Genomic DNA, 22,141 nt, shown 5'->3' on the forward strand with positions numbered 1-22,141 from the left:
AGCCCCCTCCAAGATGAGATTTCCCTTTGAGTAATCAAGAAAGACCCCTCAGAGACGATGAGGTAGATAGGTCACGGGTGGAAGCATGGCGACATGCGGAGCTGAGTGATACTAATCGGTCGAGGCCTTGTTCTAGCAGATGATTGTTGATGACTTCAGTTTTGAGGGCGCGAGCCTTTCAAAAAAAGTGCTTGACGTTATGGAAACATAATGTTAAGATAATAGATGTCTGGTGGCGATAGCCAAGTGGTCACACCCGTTCCCATGCCGAACACGGAAGTTAAGCACTTGAACGCCGAAAGTAGTTGGGGGCTTCCCCCTGTGAGGATAGGACGCTGCCAGGCGATCGTTCCGCAATAGCTCAGTGGTAGAGCAACCGGCTGTTAACCGGTAGGTCGTAGGTTCAAATCCTACTTGCGGAGCCATTAATAACTTCTTCACCACGTTCACTGGAGAGCTGTCCGAGTGGCCGAAGGAGCACGATTGGAAATCGTGTAGGCGTCATAAGCGTCTCAAGGGTTCGAATCCCTTGCTCTCCGCCATAATTATATGTAACGTTTCAATTTTACTACGATGGCCCGTTGGTCAAGCGGTTAAGACACCGCCCTTTCACGGCGGTAACACGGGTTCGATTCCCGTACGGGTCACCATTTTTATCATCGCGGGGTGGAGCAGTCTGGTAGCTCGTTGGGCTCATAACCCAAAGGTCGTCGGTTCAAATCCGGCCCCCGCAATACATACGGTCCTGTGGTGTAGCGGTTAACATGCCTGCCTGTCACGCAGGAGATCGCGGGTTCGAATCCCGTCAGGACCGCCATTGTTAAGGCTTTGTAGCTCAGTCGGTAGAGCAGAGGACTGAAAATCCTCGTGTCGGCGGTTCGATTCCGTCCAAAGCCACCTTTTATAGAAGAATGAAGTTGATTTCCCATTTGTGGGGGGGTAGCGAAGTGGCTAAACGCGGCGGACTGTAAATCCGCTCCCTCGGGTTCGGCGGTTCGAATCCGCCCCCCCCCACCACCATAGGGGCATAGTTTAGCGGTAGAACTACGGTCTCCAAAACCGTCAGCGCGGGTTCGATTCCTGCTGCCCCTGTTTATTATGGCGATTGTGGCGAAGTGGTTAACGCACCGGATTGTGATTCCGGCATTCGTGGGTTCAATTCCCATCAGTCGCCCTCTTATTATTGGGCTGTAGCCAAGTGGTAAGGCACTGGATTTTGATTCCAGCACGCGAAGGTTCGATCCCTTCCAGCCCAGCTTTTTAAGCGGAAGTAGTTCAGTGGTAGAATACGACCTTGCCAAGGTCGGGGTCGCGGGTTCGAATCCCGTCTTCCGCTCCAACGAGTGGCGCCATAGCCAAGTGGTAAGGCAGAGGACTGCAACTCCTCTATCGTCAGTTCGATTCTGACTGGCGCCTCCAATTCTTTTCAATTCAATAGTTTTGCAAGAGATTGTGCCGGTGTGGCGGAACTGGTAGACGCGCACGACTCAAAATCGTGTTCCTTTGGAGTGTCGGTTCGATTCCGACCACCGGTATCTTGCGGGTGTAGTTTAGTGGTAAAACCTCAGCCTTCCAAGCTGATGATGAGGGTTCGATTCCCTTCACCCGCTTTACCTTTTCACAATCTTAGTTTTAACCCATGCGGGTGTAGTTTAGTGGTAAAACCTCAGCCTTCCAAGCTGATGATGAGGGTTCGATTCCCTTCACCCGCTTATTTAAAAGAGCAACGTGTCGTTTTCATCTGACACATTGCTCTTTTTGTTTAGGATAGAACGATGAAAGGAGGGATCTGTCATGCGCGGAGAACAACTTAAAGAAACACTTCAAGCATATGCTTTAGAGATTGGGATCGATGTGTTTCGGGTGACGACGGCCGATCCATTTTTAACGATGAAACAACGATTGATTGATCAGCAGGATAAAAATTATGCATCTGGTTTTGAAGAACCTGATCTCGAAAAACGGACAACTCCGAAACTGTTGCTAGATGACGCGGTATCAATCATCGCGATTGCAGTTGCTTACCCGAGTAAGTTAACGGATGCACCACGTGGGAAAGCCGGGGAACGGCGTGGGATTTTTGGTCGCTCTTCTTGGGGGCTTGATTATCATCAGGCGCTGAATCAACGACTCCAGCTACTAGAGAAAAAAATCGAAGAGTTATCGCCTGGAGCAAAGACACGTTCGATGGTGGATACTGGTGAACTCGTCGATCGCGCCGTCGCAGAACGGGCAGGAATTGGTTTTAGCGGAAAGAATTGTTCGATCATTAGCGAAGAACATGGATCTTATCTTTATCTCGGTGAATTGATTACAGATCTTTACTTACCTCCTGATCAAGCGGTTGAAGAACTCTGCGGAACGTGTAATAAGTGCATCGATGCCTGTCCGACGGATGCATTAGTCGAGCCGGGGGTAATTGATGCGAAACGTTGTATCTCCTTTATTACCCAAACGAAGACGCTGATTCCGGAAGATTTCCGTTACGCATTAGGTAATCGCTTATACGGCTGTGATACATGTCAGCAAGTTTGTCCTTACAATCGAAAAAAACATGCGACGCAACATGCTGAATTGCAGCCGGACCCGGAACAAGTCAAACCACTCTTAATTCCAATCTTGTCGCTCAGCAATCGTGAATTCAAAGCGAAATTCGGTTCGCTTTCAGGAGCATGGCGTGGAAAGAAGCCGATTCAACGAAATGCGATTTGTGCACTCGTCCATTATCAAGACAAGACAGCGCTTGATGCTCTGCGCTTGATGGCAGAAACAGATCCACGTGATGATATGCGGGCTCTCGCGCTCTGGGCGATTGGCCGTATTGCGGGGGGCGATGAAAAAAGTTACGTAGAAGAACGACTAATGAATGATTCCGCACAGGATGTCCAAACGGAAGGTGAGCGTCTTTTGTCGGAGTGGAGGGAACCCGATGCCGTATAAACAAGTGAAGTTCACGTTCGGAGAGTTACTGATTGCCTGGGAGGACGACGTCGTTGTTTATTTAGATTTTGGTCTTGATACTGAGCGCGCTAAACGATATGTTCGAGAAGGACAGCGGTACGAAGCGCCACTTCCACTGCATCTAAAACAAGCTCTCGATGATTATGAAAATCGTCTACCAAATGCGCTAGAACGCATTAGTTGCCGCCTCGACGTGACGGATTTTCAGCGGCGTGTTCTTACGAATCTTCGAAGGATTCCATTCGGAGAAACAGCGAGTTATGGAACATTAGCTAAAATGATGGGTTCCGAAAAAGCAGCGCGAGCCGTCGGTGGGGCATTAAATCGAAACCCGATCGCGCTGATTTATCCTTGTCATCGAATCATCGGGGCATCCGGAAAGTTGACGGGGTTTGCGAGTGGAATCGATCATAAACAAGCGCTACTTGCGCATGAGATAGGAGAGAGAAGATAATGGCAATTCATGTTGTAATGTATCAACCAGAGATTCCTCAAAATACAGGAAATATCTCAAGAACGTGTGCTGCGACACATTCCGTTCTTCATTTAATCCGTCCATTAGGTTTTTCAACGGATGATAAGCAGTTGAAACGAGCCGGACTCGATTATTGGGAGTTTGTTGATGTAAGATATCATGATTCACTCGAAGAATTATGGGAGAAGCACCCGGAAGGGAAGTTTTATTACATCACGAAGTATGGGGAACAGTATCCAAGTCAAATTGATTTGTCAAATGTCGAGGAAGACTACTTCTTTGTATTCGGTCGAGAAACAAAAGGCTTACCGCTTGAAGTGATCGACCAAAATGCAGATCGTTGTATTCGATTACCGCAGTCAAATTTAGTTCGTTCGCTAAATGTCTCAAATACGGCTGCAATTATCGTGTATGAAGCATTACGGCAGCAAGGGTACGCTGGACTACTTTAAACACAAAAAAGCGCTGACGCATCCTATTCGATGCATCAGCGCCTTTTTATTATTCGTTACCTTCAGGTTTTTTGTTGTAGCCTGCAGTGAAAATCGCTGTCAAGAAAGCGAGACTTACACCAATCATTAAAATAAATGCCATTTTTGCTTCCCCCTTCAGTCTCAATAACCGATATAATCTATTATAGTATACCTGTAAGAGAAATTGTGTGCTACATATGAATTTTCTATGAATGGAGATTGGAAATGCGGACGAATGTCTATCTGTTAAGTTATGCGCCGTTGATTAGCATCCTGTTGTTCAGTACGTCGCTTGCGATTGCGACATCGGAGTTAGCACTCTCATGGCTAAAGGATGTCGGTGTATACAATGAATTGTTACAAATTTTGAGCGCACGTGACACTAAATTATTAGTTTGGCTTGGTTTTTTGATTGTCTATTTTATGATTTTTAGTACGCTCAAACTGATTTCAGACACAATCAATCAGTTAGGGTTTGCCTTCTTCATCAAGGAACAGATTGGGACGACACTCAGTATGCTTCGACCTGGTAGCATTTTATTGCTCGTAGGTGGATGCATCAGCTTTGCTTTCATGACATCGTTCCCACTCGTCTGCCTCGTATTAGCAAGTTCATTCCTAATTTATTTTTTCTTTTATACCTTTCAAATCAGCAAGATGACGACTGCGGCCGGAGCGATTGGCTTGATTGTCTTTTTGTTTCTTGCATGGGGCATCTTACTGGCTGGCTTAGCCTGGGTCGGATTGACTTTGTTCAATTCGTTAGGCGAAGCGATTTTATTCCCGAAATGATCGTCAGCGTAGAATGTTAGCCCACGTCCTTACTTGAAGCGTTGAGTTGGCCTCGGCAGGGAAAGGTCGTGGGATGTCTGCGCCTAACCAAATCCCTCCTATGTGTTGATCTTTGATTCCGACGAACCACATATCTTTATTATCATTCGTCGTCCCTGTTTTTCCACCGATATAAGTGGGGCGTGCATCATAACCAAGACGCCCTGTTCCGTATGTCATGACATTCGTCAATCCTTTACGTAACACCTGGTTTGTCCGACTCGACCAAATGCGATTATTTTGAACAGTATGCCGATACAGCGTCCCTTCGCCTTTCGATAAGGTGATGGTTCGAACCATGGATGCTGGACTATACAAGCCGTCATTAACAAACGTTGTATAGGCATTCGTTAACTCGTAAGGACTAACACCATATTTTAATCCACCTAACGCACTCGTGTAGGCATTGTCTTGCTTCGACCATTGGCTGAATTTAAACGGACGAATCGCTTTTAATCCTTCAGCGAAGGAGACAGAAAACGCACGAAGGGCTGGCGTGTTATAGGAATAGGCAATGGCATCGGCAAGTGTGACTTCACCAAGAATCCGGTTCCCGCTATTTTCAGGACAATAGCCGTCAAAGCAAACAGGACGACCGTCAAGAGGACTACTTAACGTGGCTTTTGTTTTCTCGAGGTATGGTCCATAGACGAGTAAGGGCTTTAATGTGGATCCCGGTTGACGAAAGGATTGTGTTGCCCGATTGAATTGACCAGGTAAGTCAGTTTTATGGCCGACAAGTGCTGTCACACCATGCGTTCGTCCATCAATTCCAACATAAGCACCTTCGATTTCCTTAGGTAGTGCCACGATGGATTGTTTGGCCCGTGTTTGCTCCGTTGAATCCAAATAAGTCGCAATCGTCGCGCCATGTTGATGCAGATATTGTTGTGCGGCCTCATAATCTAATTTTTTGATGGCGGCCGTTTGACGGATTGCTTCCTTGACACTTGCATCAATATAGTCAGGGAATGGGATGACCGGCTTATTGAAGGACAATGCAATTTCTTTTGTTTTAATCGATTTTGGTATCGTGTCTGTATTTGCTAAAATTTTTAAAATCCGCTGTTGACGTTTTTCTGTATTTTGAGGTGAACGTAACGGATCGTATAGTGTGGGGTTGTTTGGAATCGCCGCTAGATAACTCACTTCTGCCCACGTCAAATCGTTCGCCTTTTTTCCGAGGTACGCCGATGATGCCAGTTCGATTCCATAAATATTATTTGCGAAATAGGCTTGATTGACATATGCCGTTAAGAGTTCTTTTTTGGAGTATTTTTGCTCCAATGAAATGGCGATTAAAAGTTCTTTTATTTTTCTAGTATATGTTTTTTCATTTGAAAGATACGTCATTCGAGCCAATTGTTGTGTAATCGTACTGCCACCTTGCCCTTTTTGGTCAGTCGATTGATTTTCAGTGAATGCGCGAAGAATTCCTGTAATATCATAACCACCATGCTGATAGAAACGTTGATCTTCGATAGCGATGAAGGTTTGTTCGACCTTTTTAGGTAACGCATTTGCTGTTAAATCATCACGGCGAAGTCCATCGTACAACTTTACCTTCTCTTTGCCGTATGTGACAGTGATCGGTTTGTACGACGTCAATGGTTGACGGGTCGTCTGTACATCTGCCCAATGGAAAAGTTTGCGGGACGTCTCGAGTTGGTCGCGAACGGAAAACAACGTCAAAAGTAAACCGATAGTAAGTCCAATTAATAAAAGGTAGCCAGTCGTAATTCTCATGAAAACTCCTCTCAAAAGACATTTCCTTCTTATTATCGGTCTCTTTTAAGCAAAGGAATAGATTTTTTTCTGAATTTCGTATTTTAATAAACCTATTTTGCAGGAATGTTATATTAAAAAGAGAAAAGGTGGGTATATAAGAGTATCTGTATAAAAACTACATCATGGTCTGACTGTAAAGAAAGAGCATAAACTGGAGGGGACGAAATGGCTAAAAAGAATGTTGTGGCAATGCTACTTGCTGGTGGAGAAGGAAAACGTCTAGGAGCACTTACGAAACACACTGCAAAACCAGCAGTTGCGTTCGGAGGGAAATATCGAATCATTGATTTCCCATTATCGAACTGTACGAACTCGGGAATCGATACAGTCGGTGTCTTAACGCAATATGAACCACTAGAATTGAACCGTTATCTCGGAATCGGGAGTGCCTGGGACTTAGACCGTCGAAACGGGGGATTAACGATCTTGCCTCCATATCAAGCCCAAAACGGAAAGAACTGGTATGAAGGAACGGCCAACGCGATTTATCGGAACATGAGTTACATCAATCAATACGATCCAAACTATGTCCTTGTCCTATCTGGAGACCATATCTATAAGATGGATTATGAGAAGATGATTGAAGAGCATCGTCAAGGTGGGGCAGATGTAACGATTTCAGTCCGTGAAGTGCCGTGGGAAGAAGCACCACGTTTTGGAATCTTAAACACAGATGATGATTTACGGATCAATGAGTTTGAAGAAAAACCTGAAAATCCAAAATCGAACTTAGCCTCAATGGGCATATACGTCTTCAACTGGGATATTTTAAAACGTCACCTTATTCAAGACGCCGGGGATGCCGAGTCAAGCTTTGACTTCGGGAAAAACATTATTCCGAATATGTTGTTTGAAAACTTAAATATTCGCGCGTACAAATTTAAAGGATATTGGAAAGATGTTGGGACAATCCAGTCGTTATGGGAAGCGAATATGGATTTACTTGAAGCGGAACCAGAGTTCGACTTGTATGAACCATCGTGGAAAGTACATTCCGTTAACCCGAATCAACAACCACAGTACATCGGAAACAATGCGACGATTGAAACGTCAATCATCAATGAAGGCTGTCACATTGAAGGTGAAATCAACCATTCCGTTCTCTTCTACGGCGTTGATGTCGCGGAAGGTGCACTCGTGAAAGATTCGGTCATTTTCCCGAATGTCAAAATCGGAAAAGATGTCACGATTCATCGTGCGATTTTAGCGGACGGCGTCGTCGTCGAAGACGGCGCAACAATCGGTACACCGGGCGGCGAAGTGTTCGTCATCGAGGCAAATAGTGTCATCAAGAAAAATGAAGTCGTAAAAGAAGCGATTCAATAAGGGGGAACTACCGATGAAAGCAGATCTATTGGGTGTCATTAATTTAAGTGGAGAAGAAGGATTCTTTAAAGAACTGACGGAGCATCGAAATTTAGCCGCGGTTCCGTTCGCCGGACGGTATCGGTTGATTGATTTCACGTTGACGAACATGGTACAAAATGAAATCGCCAACATTGGTGTCTTTACGCTTGAAAAGTACCGAGCGATGATGGACCACCTTGGGTCGGGAAAAGAGTGGGATCTTGACCGTTCGAACGGGGGACTCTATATCTTCCCACCGGCATTATCACAAGATGCCCATGAATTCCGGGGCGATTTATCAAACTTCCATTTACACCGCGACTTCTTCTTGCGTAGTAAAGAAAACTACCTCGTGATTTCGGGTTCGAATGTGTTATCGGCAGTAGATTATCGCGATGTCTTGCGTGAACATAAAGAATCGAATGCTGACATCACAGTCGTCTATACGAAGCGTGACTTGCCATGTAAATATTGCCGTCCGATTCGTTTTGGTGATCAAAATCGAGTGACAGCGATTGGTTCGCGCGGTTTTGAACCGTCTGACGAAACATTCTATATGGAAACAGTCGTCCTATCGAAAAACCTGTTCGTCCGTCTCGTTGACGAAGCAGTCGGTCGTGGCGAATATGATTTGCTTCAAAGCATCATTCGCTCGCAGTTGAACCGTCTGCATGTTCATGGGTACGAGTATCAGGGCACATCACAAGTCATCCACTCACTACGCTCGTATTACCGTGAGAGCATGCTATTGCTCGAGCAGTGGGGAGCAATCAATGATTTCCAACATGTCTACACGAAGATTAAGCATGAACCACCGACACGTTATCTCCCAGGCTCGACGATCAAGAACTCGCTCGTCGCGAATGGATGTAAATTAGAAGGAACAGCGAAAGACAGCATCTTATTCCGGGGTGTGAAAGTCGGGAAACATGCTCGTGTTAAAAATTCAATCATCATGCAAAAATCGGTCATCGAAGAAGGTGCAGTCGTCGAATACGCGATTCTCGATAAAGAAGTCACTGTCAAACGTGGACAAGTGATTCGTGGAACGGCGGAAGAACCGATCGTCATCAAAAAACAAACAATCGTTTAAAGGGGATGTCATCATGAAGGTATGGTTTGCTGCCACAGAAGCGACACCCTTCATCAAGACGGGGGGGCTAGCTGACGTCGTCGGCTCGCTCCCTTTAGCGCTTGCTGAAGAGGGTGCGGAAGTATCCGTTGTCTTACCGAACTATGGTCAAATTAAAGAACAGTTCAAGTCGGAAATGGAATTTTTATTCGATTTCATCGTACCCGTCGGCTGGCGGCAACAGTTTGGTGCCGTCCTACGTCTGAAACAGGATGGTGTCACATTTTATTTCATCGATAATGAATATTACTTTAATCGAGATGGGATTATTTATGGTCATTACGACGATGCGGAGCGTTTCGCATACTTTTCCCGGGCGGTGCTCGAGATGATTCAACACCTTGATCGTGCGGAAGTACCAGATGTCATTCATTGTCATGATTGGCAGACCGGTGTCATTCCAGCTTTCTTACGAATTCATTACCAACACCTTGAGCGTTATCAAGACATCAAAACGGTCTTTACGATTCATAATTTGCAGTACCAAGGTATTTTCCCGGAAGAAGTTCTTGGCGATTTACTTGGCCTCAGTCATGAACACTTTACGATGGATGGACTTGCGCATAACGGTCTCGTCAACTATATGAAAGCGGGACTTGTTCACGCCAATCAAATTACGACGGTCAGCCCATCGTATCGGGATGAAATCATGGACCCGTACTATGGTGAGAGTCTAGAATCCATCTTGCAACACCGGGCAGTCGATGTTCGTGGGATTTTAAACGGAATTGACTACCGTCAATTCAATCCGGAAACAGACGAGCATCTTGTCGAGAATTATGATGTTGAGACGGCTGAAGAAGGAAAAGCAGTAAATAAAGAAGCATTGCAAAAAGAATTGGGTTTACCGGTCAATCCGGATGTTCCACTTTTCGGATTCGTGTCGCGTCTTGTCGACCAAAAAGGAATTGATTTACTTGCGCACATTTTACCTGATTTATTCGAACTCGACGCGCAGTTTATCATTCTCGGGTCAGGTGAGGCGGAATACGAGGGCTTGTTCCACCATGCGACAACAATTCGTCCGGATAAAGTGGCTTCATACATCGGCTTTGACGTCGGACTCGCTCAACGTATTTATGCAGGGAGCGACGCGTTCTTGATGCCGTCACGCTTTGAACCGTGTGGACTCAGTCAATTGATTTCGATGAAGTATGGTTCTTTACCTGTCGTCCGTGAAACAGGTGGTTTGCGAGACACGGTGACACCATTCAATCAATTTACATTAGAGGGAAATGGCTTCTCGTTCTCGAATTATAATGCACATGACTTCCTTGACGCGATCAAGCGAACGATTGATACCTATCAAGATAAACCAGTCTTTAAGCATCTGATTGAGACAGCAATGGAAGAAGATTTTAGCTGGATTCGCTCAGCCGATGAATATTTAGCACTCTATCATCTCATCGCACCATCTGTTGACTGATTGGGATTAAGAGAAATGAGGTTTTGGCATGTTTAAAGATAAAGAGAAGTTCAAGAAGAGGTTTAATGAGCGGTTTGTGTCGATGCACGGAAAAGCACTGAGTGAAGCAACAGAGAATGATGTGTATCAAACACTCGCCTACATGGTCCGGGAATATGTCACATCAGATTGGATGCACACGAAGGAAACCTATATCCATAAAAAGAGTAAGCAAGTCTACTATTTCTCGCTCGAATTTTTGCTCGGACGTTTTCTGTACAACAACTTGCTGAGCTTAGACGTACTCGAGGAAGTTCGCGAGGGATTAGAGGAACTTGGCTACGACCTAGCAGACTTGACGGAAGAAGAGCCGGAACCAGGACTTGGTAACGGAGGGCTCGGACGATTAGCAGCATGTTTCTTAGACTCGTTGGCAGCTCTCGGTCTACCTGGACACGGGAACGGAATTCGATACCAGTATGGTTTATTTAAACAAAAAATCATCGACGGCTATCAAGTCGAACTCCCGGATAACTGGCTCAAAAACGGAAACATGTGGGAGATACGTCGTCCCGATAAGGCAGTCGATATTCCGTTCGGTGGACACGTCTGGCTCGAGGAAATAGACGGCGGGTACCGTGTCCATCATGAACCAGCTGAAATTGTCCGGGCCGTCCCGTATGATATGCCAATCGTCGGCTATCAAAATGGTGTCGTCAATAACTTGCGTCTTTGGAGCGCAGAATCTCCATATGATGATGATGAACTGTTGCACCAGCACAGCGGGAACTATAAAGATTTACTTGCACATAAACAATCGATTCAAACGATTTCAGAGTTTCTTTATCCGGACGATACGACGTACGAAGGGAAAGTCCTACGTTTGAAGCAACAATATTTCTTTGTTGCCGCCGGCTTACGGAGTATTCTCTTGTCTCACAAAAAACGAAATGCATCGTTTAAACAGCTCGGAAATCAAATCGCGATTCATATCAACGACACACACCCAGTCGTCGCGATTCCAGAACTGATGCGGATTCTAATTGATGAGGAAGGCTATGAGTGGGAAGAAGCGTGGCGCATCACGAAGAGTGTCATGTCGTTTACGAACCATACATTGCTCGCCGAAGCGCTCGAGCGCTGGCCGGTCGACTTATTTAGAAATTTATTACCGCGGATTTATCAAATCATCGAGGAAATTAATCGTCGCTTCTGTCAGGACGTCCTTGATAACTATCCACACCTTGCTTCACACATGCAAGAAATCGCCATCATCGCCGATGGACGGATCAACATGGCGAACTTAGCAGTTGTCGGGACACATTCGACGAACGGCGTCGCACAGATTCATACTGAAATCCTGAAACAACGGGAGATGCGTCTGTTTTACGAGATGTTCCCACTTCGTTTCAACAATAAAACGAACGGGATTACGCATCGTCGCTGGTTCTTGTTATCGAACCCGCAACTCGCGAACCGTGTGACGGAAGCGATTGGAGATAGCTGGATCAATCATCCGTCAGACTTGCAAAAGTTGACGAAATGGTCGGAAGATCGTCAACTCCAACAGGATATCAAACAAATTAAGCTTGAAAATAAACAGGAACTTGCTCGATTGATTGAAGCGGAGACAGGCATTACTGTCGATCCATATTCGATTTTTGATGTGCAAGTCAAGCGTCTCCATGTCTATAAACGCCAGTTACTTAATGCTTTGCATATCCATTCGTTGTATTACCGTCTAAAAGAAGATAAATCCTTCAAGATGACACCACGGACCTTTATTTTCGGAGCAAAAGCAGCTCCGGGGTATCATTATGCGAAAGAAGTCATTCGTTACATCAATGCACTCGCAAAATTGATTAATTCTGATGCGGAAGTCAGCCCTTACATGAAAGTCGTGTTCTTAGAAAACTATCGTGTTTCGCTTGCTGAAAAAATCTTCCCGGCGAGTGATGTCAGTGAGCAGATCTCGACGGCGAGTTATGAAGCGTCTGGTACAGGAAACATGAAGTTCATGATGAACGGGGCCTTGACAATCGGGACACTTGACGGAGCGAACATTGAGATTCGGGACGAGGTCGAGGATGCAAATATCTTTATTTTCGGACTTACACCGCAAGAGGTCATGAACTATAAAAAGTACGGTGGCTATAATGCATACGACCAATACAGTTCACAACCGGAGTTACGGAGAATCGTCGATAGCTTAGTTGATGGTTCATTATTCCCGGTTGGGGAGTTTCAAGCGATTTATGACTCGCTCATCACGTATAACGATGAGTACTTGATTTTAAAAGACTTCCAGTCGTATCAGCAGGCACAAGAACGAATCGACCGGACGTATCAAAACCCTGAGAAGTGGTACCAGATGGTTATTATGAACATTGGAAAATCAGGTGTCTTCTCGAGTGACCGGACGATTAAAGAATATGCGAACGCGATTTGGAACATCAAGCCGGTTCAAGTTTGATCATAAGAAAAAGCCTGATCTAATCAGGCTTTTAAAAATTATGAAATATCGTTCGTTTGACTAATCCAGTCGCTATAAGAACCAGCGTATAGCCGAACATCATTTTTACCGAGCGAGTGTAATGCGAGTATGTTGACGCAAGCTGTCACACCGCTACCACAATAGAGGATCGGAGATGCTTCTTCAAGTAACGGAGCATAAAGCTCCTTTAAATCTTCTGCATCTTTCAGTCTTCCGTCGGGTGAAATCGCTTCTTCGAAGAAACAATTGACAGCACCGGGAATGTGACCAGCTACAGCATCAATCGTTTCGTTCTGACCCTTGAATCTGTCAGGGGAACGAGAGTCGACGAGTAGCGTATCCGTCGAACGTCCTTTGACTGTCTCAAAATCGACGAGCATGTCATCTTGGAACTCAGCGTCGTATGTAGAAGGCGCGAAGGATTCCAAATCTTGTGTCATCGGATAGTCAAACGCAAGGTAAGAGGAGAGGCCGCCTTCGAGTACGACGACGCGTTCATGACCGGCCCATTTGAAAAGCCACCATGCGCGTGCTGCATAAGGAAAACCATCATCATATAAGACGACGAAGTCATCATTTTTAATGCCGTGCGCTTCTAGCGTTTGAATCCATTTTTCTTTCGACGGTAAAGGATGACGCCCGCCCGTAGAGGATACGGGTCCTGATAAATCATTTGCTAAATCTAGATACAGTGCACCAGGCACATGTTGGTCCTCAAAAGCTAGACGACCATAATTCGGATCACGTAAATCGTAGCGGCAATCGAACCAACGGATTTGATCCGAGTGGACGAGTTGTTGTAAGTCCGCCATTTGAATGGTTGGAAACATTTGAATCACCTCGACCTTTCTAGATTAATCATATGAAAGGTGACGCTTCATCGCAAGTGTGACTTCGATAAATTAAAGGAGTGGAATGAATATGTCATGGAAAGAGACCTATCAAAAGTGGAATCAGTTTGAAAAATTAGAGCCTGAATTGAAAGAAGAGCTCGTCGCGTTATCAGCAGATGATAAAGCGGCAGAGGACGCTTTTTATAAAGAACTTGAGTTTGGTACTGGCGGTATGCGTGGAGAAATCGGTGTCGGTACGAACCGGATGAACGTTTACACAGTCCGTAAAGCATCTCAAGGGTTTGCAGACTTTATTAAAGCGGCAGGGGAAGAAGCTGTCACGCAAGGAATCGTCATTGCACATGACTCGCGTCACTTTTCGCCTGAGTTTGCTTTAGAAGCAGCAAAAACGCTTGCAAGCAATGGCATTAAAGCATATTTATTCGATGGACTACGTCCGACACCAGAATTATCGTTTGCTGTACGTGAGCTTCGCGCTGCAGGGGGGATCGTCATTACGGCAAGCCACAACCCGCCTGAGTACAATGGTTACAAAGTATACGGTAATGACGGTGGACAATTGCCGCCAAAAGAAGCGGATGAACTCGTATCGTATGTCGATCAAGTTGAAGATGAACTATCGATCGTGTTAGAAGCAGAAGAAGTCCTTCGGGCAAATGGACTTATCGTTCGTGTCGGAGAACAAATCGATGATGCGTATCAAGAAAAATTAAAAACGATTCGTGTTTTACCGGCGATTCAAGACGAGTTGCAAGATTCATTAAAAATTGTGTTCACGCCACTTCACGGAACAGGTCTTGTTCCTGTTACTGTCGGACTAAAGAACTACGGTTTTGAAAACGTGACGGTCGTTGAAGAACAAGCAAAACCGGACGGGGCGTTCCCAACGGTTTCGTCACCGAACCCGGAAGAACACGCTGCGTTTGAACTTGCCATCGAATACGGGAATCGGGTCGACGCGGATGTACTGCTCGCGACAGATCCTGATGCAGACCGCGTCGGTGTAGCGACGCGCGATGCAAGTGGGGAATGGACGGTACTGACAGGAAACCAAACGGGTGCATTGTTACTCGACTACATCCTGTCGCAAAAATCAGCCCAAGGTACATTACCGGCGAACGGCTTTGTCGCGAAAACAATCGTAACATCAGAACTCGGTGCGTTAATTGCCCGTCATTACAATCTGCATGTCGAAAACACATTAACGGGCTTTAAATTCATCGGTGAAAAAATTAAACAATATAATGCGTCAGGTGAATATGAATACCTGTTCGGTTATGAAGAAAGTTACGGTTATTTGATCGGCGATTTTTGTCGCGACAAGGATGCTGTCCAGGCGTGCTTACTCGCAGCAGAGATGGCAGCGTACCATAAGAAAGAAGGACGGACGTTGTATGAGGCATTACAAGCCATTTACGAACAGTTCGGTTACTTCGAAGAGTCGTTACGTTCACTGACGTTAAAAGGAAAGGACGGAGTGGAACAAATTGGACGAATCATGAACACGTTCCGTGAAAACCCACCCAAACAAGTGGCGGGAGAGAAAGTGGTCTTGTTCGAAGATTACGATGCGAGCATGGCGCACGACTTGATTCAACACAAACCATCGCCAATCAATCTTCCGAAATCGAACGTGCTGAAGTTCACGCTTGAGGATGGTTCATGGTTCTGCCTCCGCCCATCAGGAACGGAACCGAAAATCAAGTTTTACTTCAGTGTAACTTCACCGGATGCGGCGGATACGACACGTAAACGTCAACTGATTGAAGATGAAGTGATGCAAGAAGTGGAACAAATTCAGTAAGACCGTTGACTAAATGATTATCAAGGCACGAGTACCGGACAGGTATCTCGTGCCTTTTTGTGAAAAGCGAAATCCGTGCAACCGTTACCAACTTCCTGTAGAGTTAAATGGGACAGAAAAAGTACGAGATCGAAAGGATGAATTGGAATGGAACGAATTCAACTAACAGAAGAATTGTCATTTTCGCGTGTGATTCATGGATTATGGCGATTAAATGAGTGGAACATGACGGCAGAAGAACGTCTTGCTTTGATTGAGCAATGTTTAGCGCTTGGGATCACGACGTTTGATCATGCGGACATTTACGGGGATTATACGAATGAAGGTTTGTTCGGAGAAGCGTTGGCCTTAAAACCAGAATTACGTGAACGAATGGAGATTGTGACGAAAACGGGGATCAAGATGAAAGGGAACTACTATTCCGATCAAAACCTTTCATTTTACGATACAACAAAAGAACATATCATTGAAAATGCGACACGTTCATTAAAGGAACTTGGTGTCGAATACATTGATACGTTATTGATTCACCGACCGGATCCATTGATGGACCCGAACGAAATTGCCGAAGCGTTTGTTGAATTAAAAGAGTCCGGTAAAGTTCGGACGTTCGGTTTATCGAATCATACGCCAGCTCAACAAAGTTTAATTCAATCACGTCTACCGTTCATGCTCGTGACGAATCAATTGGAACTCTCAGTTGCTGAACTGAAACATTTCGAAGATGGATCGGTGGATCTTTGCCATGAAAACGAGATGCCGGTCATGGCATGGAGTCCGCTCGCCGGTGGACGGTTATTCAAAGAAGAAGAATATCGCGTCTTACGAGATAAGCTTGAAGAAATCGGACAACAAATCGGAGCGACAGATATTGATGAAGTCGCCTATGCGTGGCTCTTGAAACATCCGGCACGCATCATGCCGATTGTCGGTTCAGGGAAAATCAAACGGATTGAATCCGCGGTCAATGCGACGCGTTTGACATTGTCACGTGAACAGTGGTTCGAAATTTTGAAAGCGTCTCGCGGACGTGACGTCGATTAAAAAAATAGCCTTCGGGCTATTTTCAGCGTCTAGCCGAAGTAACATAGGGTGAGATAAAAGCTTATCCCTGTTCCGTTGCATTCCTCGGGCGAGAGGCAAGCCGTTGCTCCTTGATCCTAGCGGATAACGAGCAGGGTCTTGCCTACCTCTGACAGTGCGTTAAAAACGCACTTTTCCCCGTAGGAGTCAACGGAAAAGTGACGCTTTTGAGACGAGGCGAGACAGGGAAGCGTTACACACGATCATATCGGTATAAATCCTTCATTAGAGTTTGGCCATAGCCTAAAAATAGCCTCCGGGCTATTTTTTTTGCACAAAAAGCCCATCTCAAGGGGGATTTGAGATGGGTATCTATAGGGTCACGCTTCTAGGCGAAGCATCTCCTGGCGGTATTTATCTAGACGTTCTTTACTGGCAACTACGGCAGCTTGGTCACTGACTTGGATAGCATCAAAGAGTGTGCTGAGCTCATAATCAATCTCGAGGCGTAGCACTGGAATCCGCTGTTCTGCATCTTGTCTACGGAAAGCTTCAATTACTTGTTTCATCTTGGCCACGCTCCTTTTAAAGTTATCAGATAATTCTGATTTTTTATTAGTATACTTGATTATTCCCGTGTTGCCTAGTGTTAAACCTTAAAAAGAACAAAAAAATACTTGGAATGTGCTGACCATTCCAAGTTGGTTTCATTTAATTCGGGATGCTAAAGCGAACTTCTAAGCGGTGTTGAACCATCTGTACGAGCGTCGACATGATCCAGTAAATCGCTGCTGAGAACAGCAGAAGTGGCATGACGAGATAGGTCGTAGCAGAAATTTGATCCGAGACATACGTTAACTCTTCGACAGCGACAAGCGTACCGAGTGACGTCGATTTAATGATATCGATGACAGAATTCGACAGTGGCGGAATGGCGCGTGATAATGCTTGAGGAAGGATGACGTCCTTGAACGTTTTCCGACGCGGGATTCCGAGCGAATCAGCTGCTTCCCATTGCCCGCGATCGACAGAAGCGATGGCGGCACGGAACGATTCCGAAATATAAGCGGAAAAGTGCAGTGATAATCCAAAAGCGAGTGCCTGAAAGCCCGTCAGTTGTAATGCGACAAGACCATTATATAAAATCAAAATCTGTAACAGTAAAGGTGTTCCGCGGAAGAACGAGACATACAATCGAGCGAAACCGCTAAAGACGGTGAAGCGGCTGTCACGCATGACGGCAAGAATCAACCCGAGGAAAAGCGCAAAGACGATGGCAAGTCCACTTGCAAGAAGTGTAATGCCAATCGCCTCTCCGTAGACGTTCGCATTATCGCGAACGATCGTGAACAATTCCGTCACTGACTGATATCCTCGTCAAAGTATTTCTTACCGATGTCTGCAAGTGTACCGTCTTTTTTCATTTCTGCAAGTGCTTCATTGAAGTCCTCTGCATACTTGCTATCTTTTGCCATCATGAAACCAGACTCATTTTTATCAAATGTTTCTCCGACTGCTTTCACTTTATAACCGGCTTTTTTGAGTTCAGTCAAAACGAACAAGCGATCGTTCATCGCAGCATCAACACGTCCTGCTTCAAGATCTTTTAAAACTTGGTTTGCACCTTTATAATACTTCACTTTTGCGCCAGCATCTTCTGCTGTCTTTGCATAAAGCGAACCTTGTGTCGAACCAACGACTTTACCTTTTAAATCATCAAGTGTTTTGATGTCGTCCGTTTTTTCATTGACGATGATTGTTGATCCGGATACCGTATATGCATCAGAAAATGCATACTTTTCTTTCCGCTCATCCGTGATACCCATTTGGTTCGCGATGACATCGATACGTTCTGAATCAAGTGCTGGAATCAATCCTTTAAAGTCCATTGCTTTATAGTCGACTTTATAGCCGGCGCGTTTAGCGACTTCATTCATGACATCGATGTCATAACCAGTCAGTTCGCCTTTTTCTTTATACGTAAATGGTGGGTATGTCGCTTCAGTACCAACCGTAATCATCTTACTGTCTTTGCTTGCTTCTTCATTAGAAGCGCCGCACGCTGCTAACACCCCCGCCGTTGATAGTGCTGCTACTGCTAGCTTTAGTCCGTGTTTCATAGCGCTCTCTCCTTTAAAAATAAATGATTTCAATTCCTAGTTTTCGAATAGGATTAATTTAAGACTACAAGCAGTATCATACAAAGTTACAAGAACGTCTGTCAATAAAAAAGACTGCCCACGAATGGACAGTCTTAGAAAAGTAAACATTCAGTTGAAATTAACGAATTGTCGCTTCAGTTGCAGCGTCGAAGAAATGCGCTTTTGTCATGTCGAAGAAGAGGTCGAGATCTGATCCCATCTCGACGTGTGAGCGTGAGTCGACACGAGCTGTGAAGGCTTGATTACCTACCTTGGAATAGAGATACGATTCTGCACCCATCAATTCGGAAACTTCGATATGTGCCGGGAAACGGTGTGCTGTTTTTGTGTCTTGATAAATCAATTCAGCATGAATGTCTTCCGGACGGATTCCGAGGACGAGGTCTTTGCTCGTATAGCCGCGTTCACGGAGAACTTTCATTTTGCCTTCAGGGACTTCGAATTTCTCTTCTGTCCCTGTGACGTGGAAAAGTCCATCGTCAGCCAGTTTGCCTGTTAGGAAGTTCATCGAAGGCGATCCGATGAATCCGGCGACGAACATGTTGTCCGGGTGATCGTATACTTCTTTAGGAGAACCGACCTGCTGAATGAGACCTGCTTTCATGATGACGATACGCGTCGCAAGCGTCATCGCTTCTGTTTGGTCATGGGTAACATAAATCGTCGTCGTTTCGAGACGTTTATGAAGTTGGATGATTTCTTTACGCATCTGAACACGGAGTTTTGCGTCCAAGTTCGAGAGGGGTTCATCCATCAAGAAGACTTTTGCATCACGAACGATGGCACGGCCGATTGCAACACGTTGACGCTGTCCACCTGATAATGCTTTTGGTTTCCGTTCGAGGTACTCTTCAAGTCCAAGGATACGTGCCGCATTGTCGACGCGCTGTTTGATTTCGTCTTTCGGGAACTTACGTAGCTTGAGTCCGAATGCCATGTTATCAAACACGTTCATATGTGGATACAGCGCATAGTTTTGGAAAACCATTGCGATATCACGGTCTTTCGGTGCGACGTCATTCATCCGTTTACCATCGATGATGAAATCTCCACCCGAGATTTCTTCGAGTCCAGCGATCATCCGAAGTGTCGTTGATTTACCACAACCTGATGGTCCGACGAAAACGATGAATTCTTTGTCTTGGATGTGAAGGTTAAAGTCGTCAACGGCCTTTGCTGAGCCGGAATAAATTTTATCAATATGTTCAAGACGAATATCTGCCATGTGTATATCCTCCTAGTAGTGTGATCGGGTAATGTAACGCTTACAATCCTTAGTATAGAAGAAAAGGGATCAACTGAACATGGACAAGATGACGAAATGCAACCGTTTTCATTTGGGCACTATGCTAGAAGTAACAAGGTATATAAAAAGGCGGCACCTTCAAACGATCGAATATCGATTTCTGTCTGTTCTGTCAACCGGTCAAGTCGGTACTGAAGGCTGTTACGATGAAGAAATAAGTGTTTTGCTGTCAACGATACATTCAGATTGGCACGACAGAAAGCATCAATCGTCTCACGCGATTCAGGTTCGAGTGGTGCAATGAAGCGATCTGTCAGCTCGTCACGGACCGTTTCCGATAAAAGAGCGAGTCGTGTGAGGGCAGGTAAGAAACGTTCGACACGGAACGGAAGCAGGTTAAGGGCTGCTTGTTCTAGACGGAACTGGACTGCGATATCTCCATTTATTCGGCGTTGACCGATTAATACTTTTCCATCTGTTAGAAAATCAGATTGTAAAGCTGTGAATAAGTCATTTAAATCATGTTCGCTCACTAACTCATCTCGTTCAATGACAAGCAGTCGAGTCGTCGTCAAGGGGACAAAGATGCTCGAGGAGTCGAAAAAAGAAGTCAATAGCTGTTCGAGATCTTCAGTCGTCCGATCATCGAGTTGATTGAATAAGAAATGGGTCATCCGGAAGGGTTCGTGCTCGACGGCGCTCGATAATTCCAGACGCTGATGCCAGTAAGTTGTATCGGTTGATGCTGAAACGACGACGCGTTCTGCGATTAAATTCAATAAGTCGATTTCACGCCCGGACAACGCGGAACTTTCGATTCCGAAACGAAGCCCATCCGCTAACTGATATACGCTATAATTATCCATGCAATATACCGTGGGGTCTGTCGATAACTGATCTTTGAATAAGGAAATCAATTGCTGTAGCACGTTACATCTCTCCTACGTAAAAAGTGATACTCAGACTTTACCACAATACTAAATTCGGAAGGAACGATGAGCTATGCAAATCGAATTCATGACCATCTTAAAAATCATCGGAATGATTGTATTAGGTGCAACAATCGGTGCAGTCACGAACCATCTTGCGATTCGTATGTTATTTCGACCGCTAGAAGCAAAATATATCGGAAAGTACCGGATTCCTTTTACACCAGGTCTAATTCCGAAACGGCGCGATGAACTAGCAGCCAATCTCGGACGGACCGTTGTCAAGCATTTAGTGACCCCTGAAGGAATCGGGAAACGCCTTCGACAACCTGCGATGCACGAGGCCGTTACAAATCTTGTCACGACCGAACTCATGAAATGGGTACACTCAACCGTCACGATTCGAGAAGTGATCGGCCGCTTCGTCAATCAACCGGAAGAACAATTGCGAAAAAAAATCGAACAGACGCTTGAACATGAATTGATGGACGGCGTGATTCATCTGAAAAACTCAACGATTCAAGAAGTCATCGGCGAAGGCGGAGTCTTAAAAGTCAAGGAAGCAATCCCTGACGTCGTAGATGCATTGTTAAAACAAACGGATGTTTATTTTGATAGTCCAGAAGGGAAGATGAAATTAGAGGAGACGGCCGCCGGATTCATCCAAGGAAAACTTGGAGGCGGAATGTTCGGGATGTTACTTGCGAATATCAATTTGGTGGAGATGATTCAACCTGAAATCAAACGGGTATTACAAGGAGAGTCGACGCGTCAGTTCATTACTGAAATGGTCGAGAAAGAAATCGAACAAGTGATGGAACGTCCGATTCATACACTCCTTGATGAAGAGTTAGAGAAACAAGTCATCGAACGCGTCAAATCGGAAATCATCAACCGGATTCCACTAACAGAAACGTTGGATAAGCCATTACACCATTATCTCGGCCGGTTTGATGAGAAAGTGCGGACCGAGTTCGTTCCGGTGATTGTCGACCGGTTGATTGACCAAGCGGTGAAACACGCAGAACGAATCATGACGACACTCGACGTCGAATCGATTGTGCGTGATGAGGTCGACCTACTCGATACACAGTATCTCGAAGAAATCGTCTTATCGATTTCTCGGAAGGAATTCCGGGCTATCACTTGGCTTGGAGGACTGTTAGGTGGTTTAATTGGGATGATACAAGCAATCATCGTGATTGCTTAACTAAATT

General features: G+C 45.3%; 18 protein-coding genes, 15 tRNA genes and 2 rRNA genes. 28 read left to right on the forward strand and 7 right to left on the reverse strand.

All coding sequences use genetic code 11. The features are described 5' to 3' along the window. The 21 genes from KNQ02_RS04935 to KNQ02_RS05035 form a co-directional block, all read left to right on the forward strand. Positions 1-135, forward strand: a 23S ribosomal RNA gene (locus tag KNQ02_RS04935); the annotation flags it as partial. 93 nt (positions 136-228) lie between these two features. After that, positions 229-344 (forward strand): 5S ribosomal RNA (gene rrf / locus KNQ02_RS04940). Between the two features lie 6 nt (positions 345-350). Then, positions 351-425: transfer RNA gene (locus tag KNQ02_RS04945), tRNA-Asn, on the forward strand. A 26-nt stretch (positions 426-451) separates the two neighbouring features. After that, positions 452-542 (forward strand) — tRNA-Ser (locus KNQ02_RS04950). Between the two features lie 33 nt (positions 543-575). Continuing rightward, a tRNA-Glu gene (locus KNQ02_RS04955) sits at positions 576-650 on the forward strand. A gap of 10 nt (positions 651-660) precedes the next feature. Beyond that, positions 661-734, forward strand: a tRNA-Met gene (locus KNQ02_RS04960). 7 nt (positions 735-741) lie between these two features. Then, positions 742-817, forward strand: a tRNA-Asp gene (locus KNQ02_RS04965). Positions 818-824: 7 nt separating this feature from the next. After that, positions 825-897 (forward strand) — tRNA-Phe (locus KNQ02_RS04970). A 36-nt stretch (positions 898-933) separates the two neighbouring features. After that, positions 934-1,017, forward strand: a tRNA-Tyr gene (locus KNQ02_RS04975). 4 nt (positions 1,018-1,021) lie between these two features. Next, positions 1,022-1,092, forward strand: a tRNA-Trp gene (locus tag KNQ02_RS04980). 9 nt (positions 1,093-1,101) lie between these two features. Beyond that, positions 1,102-1,174: transfer RNA gene (locus tag KNQ02_RS04985), tRNA-His, on the forward strand. 10 nt (positions 1,175-1,184) lie between these two features. Beyond that, positions 1,185-1,256 (forward strand) — tRNA-Gln (locus KNQ02_RS04990). An 8-nt stretch (positions 1,257-1,264) separates the two neighbouring features. Further along, positions 1,265-1,339, forward strand: a tRNA-Gly gene (locus tag KNQ02_RS04995). 6 nt (positions 1,340-1,345) lie between these two features. Next, a tRNA-Cys gene (locus KNQ02_RS05000) sits at positions 1,346-1,419 on the forward strand. 35 nt (positions 1,420-1,454) lie between these two features. Beyond that, a tRNA-Leu gene (locus KNQ02_RS05005) sits at positions 1,455-1,535 on the forward strand. 4 nt (positions 1,536-1,539) lie between these two features. Beyond that, a tRNA-Gly gene (locus tag KNQ02_RS05010) sits at positions 1,540-1,610 on the forward strand. Between the two features lie 31 nt (positions 1,611-1,641). Then, positions 1,642-1,712, forward strand: a tRNA-Gly gene (locus tag KNQ02_RS05015). Between the two features lie 82 nt (positions 1,713-1,794). Further along, positions 1,795-2,940 carry a tRNA epoxyqueuosine(34) reductase QueG gene (gene queG, locus KNQ02_RS05020; RefSeq protein WP_214767949.1) on the forward strand — a complete coding sequence of 382 codons (1,146 nt, stop codon included), beginning with the start codon at positions 1,795-1,797 and terminating at the stop codon, positions 2,938-2,940. Further along, a complete protein-coding gene (locus KNQ02_RS15760; protein WP_088836437.1) occupies positions 2,930-3,415 on the forward strand; it encodes a methylated-DNA--[protein]-cysteine S-methyltransferase in 486 nt (161 codons plus the stop codon). The genes queG and KNQ02_RS15760 overlap by 11 nt, the downstream gene beginning before the upstream one ends. Then, positions 3,415-3,888, forward strand: a complete 474-nt coding sequence (trmL, locus tag KNQ02_RS05030; protein WP_029332789.1) for a tRNA (uridine(34)/cytosine(34)/5-carboxymethylaminomethyluridine(34)-2'-O)-methyltransferase TrmL — start codon at positions 3,415-3,417, stop codon at positions 3,886-3,888. The genes KNQ02_RS15760 and trmL overlap by 1 nt, the downstream gene beginning before the upstream one ends. A 246-nt stretch (positions 3,889-4,134) precedes the next feature. Then, positions 4,135-4,701, forward strand: a complete 567-nt coding sequence (locus KNQ02_RS05035; protein WP_029332790.1) for a DUF5366 family protein — start codon at positions 4,135-4,137, stop codon at positions 4,699-4,701. Between the two features lie 3 nt (positions 4,702-4,704). Here KNQ02_RS05035 and KNQ02_RS05040 read toward each other — a convergent pair whose 3' ends face one another. Next, a complete protein-coding gene (locus tag KNQ02_RS05040) occupies positions 4,705-6,486 on the reverse strand; it encodes a transglycosylase domain-containing protein (protein WP_088836439.1) in 1,782 nt (593 codons plus the stop codon). A 207-nt stretch (positions 6,487-6,693) separates the two neighbouring features. On the opposite strand from KNQ02_RS05040, the gene KNQ02_RS05045 reads away from it, so the two are divergent. From KNQ02_RS05045 to KNQ02_RS05060, 4 genes are read left to right on the forward strand one after another with little or no spacing between them, the layout of a single operon-like run. Continuing rightward, entirely contained in the window at positions 6,694-7,854 is a 1,161-nt protein-coding gene (locus KNQ02_RS05045; protein WP_088836440.1) for a glucose-1-phosphate adenylyltransferase, read from the forward strand. A 13-nt stretch (positions 7,855-7,867) separates the two neighbouring features. After that, positions 7,868-8,968, forward strand: coding sequence for a glucose-1-phosphate adenylyltransferase subunit GlgD (glgD, locus tag KNQ02_RS05050; protein WP_029332793.1), 1,101 nt, complete (start codon positions 7,868-7,870; stop codon positions 8,966-8,968). A gap of 13 nt (positions 8,969-8,981) precedes the next feature. Next, a complete protein-coding gene (gene glgA / locus KNQ02_RS05055; protein WP_214807429.1) occupies positions 8,982-10,433 on the forward strand; it encodes a glycogen synthase GlgA in 1,452 nt (483 codons plus the stop codon). Between the two features lie 28 nt (positions 10,434-10,461). Next, positions 10,462-12,885 (forward strand): glycogen/starch/alpha-glucan phosphorylase, encoded by a 2,424-nt coding sequence (locus KNQ02_RS05060; protein ID WP_214807431.1) that lies wholly within the window; start codon positions 10,462-10,464, stop codon positions 12,883-12,885. 38 nt (positions 12,886-12,923) lie between these two features. On the opposite strand, the gene KNQ02_RS05065 is transcribed toward KNQ02_RS05060, so the two are convergent. Then, a complete protein-coding gene (locus KNQ02_RS05065) occupies positions 12,924-13,736 on the reverse strand; it encodes a sulfurtransferase (RefSeq protein ID WP_239456828.1) in 813 nt (270 codons plus the stop codon). Positions 13,737-13,827: 91 nt separating this feature from the next. Here KNQ02_RS05065 and KNQ02_RS05070 point away from each other — a divergent pair, with 91 nt between their 5' ends. Together KNQ02_RS05070 and KNQ02_RS05075 are read left to right on the forward strand one after the other, a co-directional pair. After that, entirely contained in the window at positions 13,828-15,564 is a 1,737-nt protein-coding gene (locus KNQ02_RS05070) for a phospho-sugar mutase (RefSeq protein WP_214767940.1), read from the forward strand. 147 nt (positions 15,565-15,711) lie between these two features. After that, entirely contained in the window at positions 15,712-16,608 is an 897-nt protein-coding gene (locus KNQ02_RS05075) for an aldo/keto reductase (protein ID WP_088836444.1), read from the forward strand. A gap of 359 nt (positions 16,609-16,967) precedes the next feature. Here the strand turns inward: KNQ02_RS05075 and KNQ02_RS05080 are convergent, their stop codons facing one another. From KNQ02_RS05080 to KNQ02_RS05100, 5 genes are all read right to left on the reverse strand, one after another. Continuing rightward, positions 16,968-17,156: a hypothetical protein gene (locus tag KNQ02_RS05080; protein WP_014969669.1), complete on the reverse strand. Its 189-nt coding sequence runs from the start codon at positions 17,154-17,156 to the stop codon at positions 16,968-16,970. Between the two features lie 142 nt (positions 17,157-17,298). Continuing rightward, complete coding sequence (locus KNQ02_RS05085) at positions 17,299-17,949, reverse strand: amino acid ABC transporter permease (protein WP_088836445.1); 651 nt, start codon at positions 17,947-17,949, stop codon at positions 17,299-17,301. Next, positions 17,946-18,707 carry a transporter substrate-binding domain-containing protein gene (locus KNQ02_RS05090; RefSeq protein WP_088836446.1) on the reverse strand — a complete coding sequence of 254 codons (762 nt, stop codon included), beginning with the start codon at positions 18,705-18,707 and terminating at the stop codon, positions 17,946-17,948. The genes KNQ02_RS05085 and KNQ02_RS05090 overlap by 4 nt, the downstream gene beginning before the upstream one ends. A gap of 160 nt (positions 18,708-18,867) precedes the next feature. Then, on the reverse strand, positions 18,868-19,974 hold the full coding sequence (locus tag KNQ02_RS05095; protein WP_029332801.1) for an ABC transporter ATP-binding protein: 1,107 nt from the start codon (positions 19,972-19,974) through the stop codon (positions 18,868-18,870). 119 nt (positions 19,975-20,093) lie between these two features. Next, positions 20,094-20,924, reverse strand: coding sequence for a helix-turn-helix domain-containing protein (locus KNQ02_RS05100; protein WP_088836447.1), 831 nt, complete (start codon positions 20,922-20,924; stop codon positions 20,094-20,096). A gap of 73 nt (positions 20,925-20,997) precedes the next feature. Here KNQ02_RS05100 and KNQ02_RS05105 point away from each other — a divergent pair, with 73 nt between their 5' ends. Continuing rightward, the gene (locus tag KNQ02_RS05105) at positions 20,998-22,134 is read left to right on the forward strand and encodes a DUF445 domain-containing protein (protein ID WP_088836448.1); all 1,137 of its coding nucleotides are present in this window, start codon (positions 20,998-21,000) and stop codon (positions 22,132-22,134) included. Positions 22,135-22,141 lie beyond the last annotated feature (7 nt).

This window comes from Exiguobacterium sp. s102, assembly GCF_018618635.1.
In the GTDB taxonomy this organism is placed as follows: domain Bacteria; phylum Bacillota; class Bacilli; order Exiguobacteriales; family Exiguobacteriaceae; genus Exiguobacterium_A; species Exiguobacterium_A oxidotolerans.

Bases quoted from the DNA above. Each gene is read 5' to 3' on its own strand.
- queG (WP_214767949.1), top strand. From the start codon at position 1,795: ATGCGCGGAGAACAACTTAAAGAAACACTTCAAGCATATGCTTTAGAG.
- KNQ02_RS15760 (WP_088836437.1), top strand. From the start codon at position 2,930: ATGCCGTATAAACAAGTGAAGTTCACGTTCGGAGAGTTACTGATTGCC.
- trmL (WP_029332789.1), top strand. From the start codon at position 3,415: ATGGCAATTCATGTTGTAATGTATCAACCAGAGATTCCTCAAAATACA.
- KNQ02_RS05035 (WP_029332790.1), top strand. From the start codon at position 4,135: ATGCGGACGAATGTCTATCTGTTAAGTTATGCGCCGTTGATTAGCATC.
- KNQ02_RS05040 (WP_088836439.1), bottom strand. From the start codon at position 6,486: ATGAGAATTACGACTGGCTACCTTTTATTAATTGGACTTACTATCGGT.
- KNQ02_RS05045 (WP_088836440.1), top strand. From the start codon at position 6,694: ATGGCTAAAAAGAATGTTGTGGCAATGCTACTTGCTGGTGGAGAAGGA.
- glgD (WP_029332793.1), top strand. From the start codon at position 7,868: ATGAAAGCAGATCTATTGGGTGTCATTAATTTAAGTGGAGAAGAAGGA.
- glgA (WP_214807429.1), top strand. From the start codon at position 8,982: ATGAAGGTATGGTTTGCTGCCACAGAAGCGACACCCTTCATCAAGACG.
- KNQ02_RS05060 (WP_214807431.1), top strand. From the start codon at position 10,462: ATGTTTAAAGATAAAGAGAAGTTCAAGAAGAGGTTTAATGAGCGGTTT.
- KNQ02_RS05065 (WP_239456828.1), bottom strand. From the start codon at position 13,736: ATGTTTCCAACCATTCAAATGGCGGACTTACAACAACTCGTCCACTCG.
- KNQ02_RS05070 (WP_214767940.1), top strand. From the start codon at position 13,828: ATGTCATGGAAAGAGACCTATCAAAAGTGGAATCAGTTTGAAAAATTA.
- KNQ02_RS05075 (WP_088836444.1), top strand. From the start codon at position 15,712: ATGGAACGAATTCAACTAACAGAAGAATTGTCATTTTCGCGTGTGATT.
- KNQ02_RS05080 (WP_014969669.1), bottom strand. From the start codon at position 17,156: ATGAAACAAGTAATTGAAGCTTTCCGTAGACAAGATGCAGAACAGCGG.
- KNQ02_RS05090 (WP_088836446.1), bottom strand. From the start codon at position 18,707: ATGAAACACGGACTAAAGCTAGCAGTAGCAGCACTATCAACGGCGGGG.
- KNQ02_RS05095 (WP_029332801.1), bottom strand. From the start codon at position 19,974: ATGGCAGATATTCGTCTTGAACATATTGATAAAATTTATTCCGGCTCA.
- KNQ02_RS05105 (WP_088836448.1), top strand. From the start codon at position 20,998: ATGCAAATCGAATTCATGACCATCTTAAAAATCATCGGAATGATTGTA.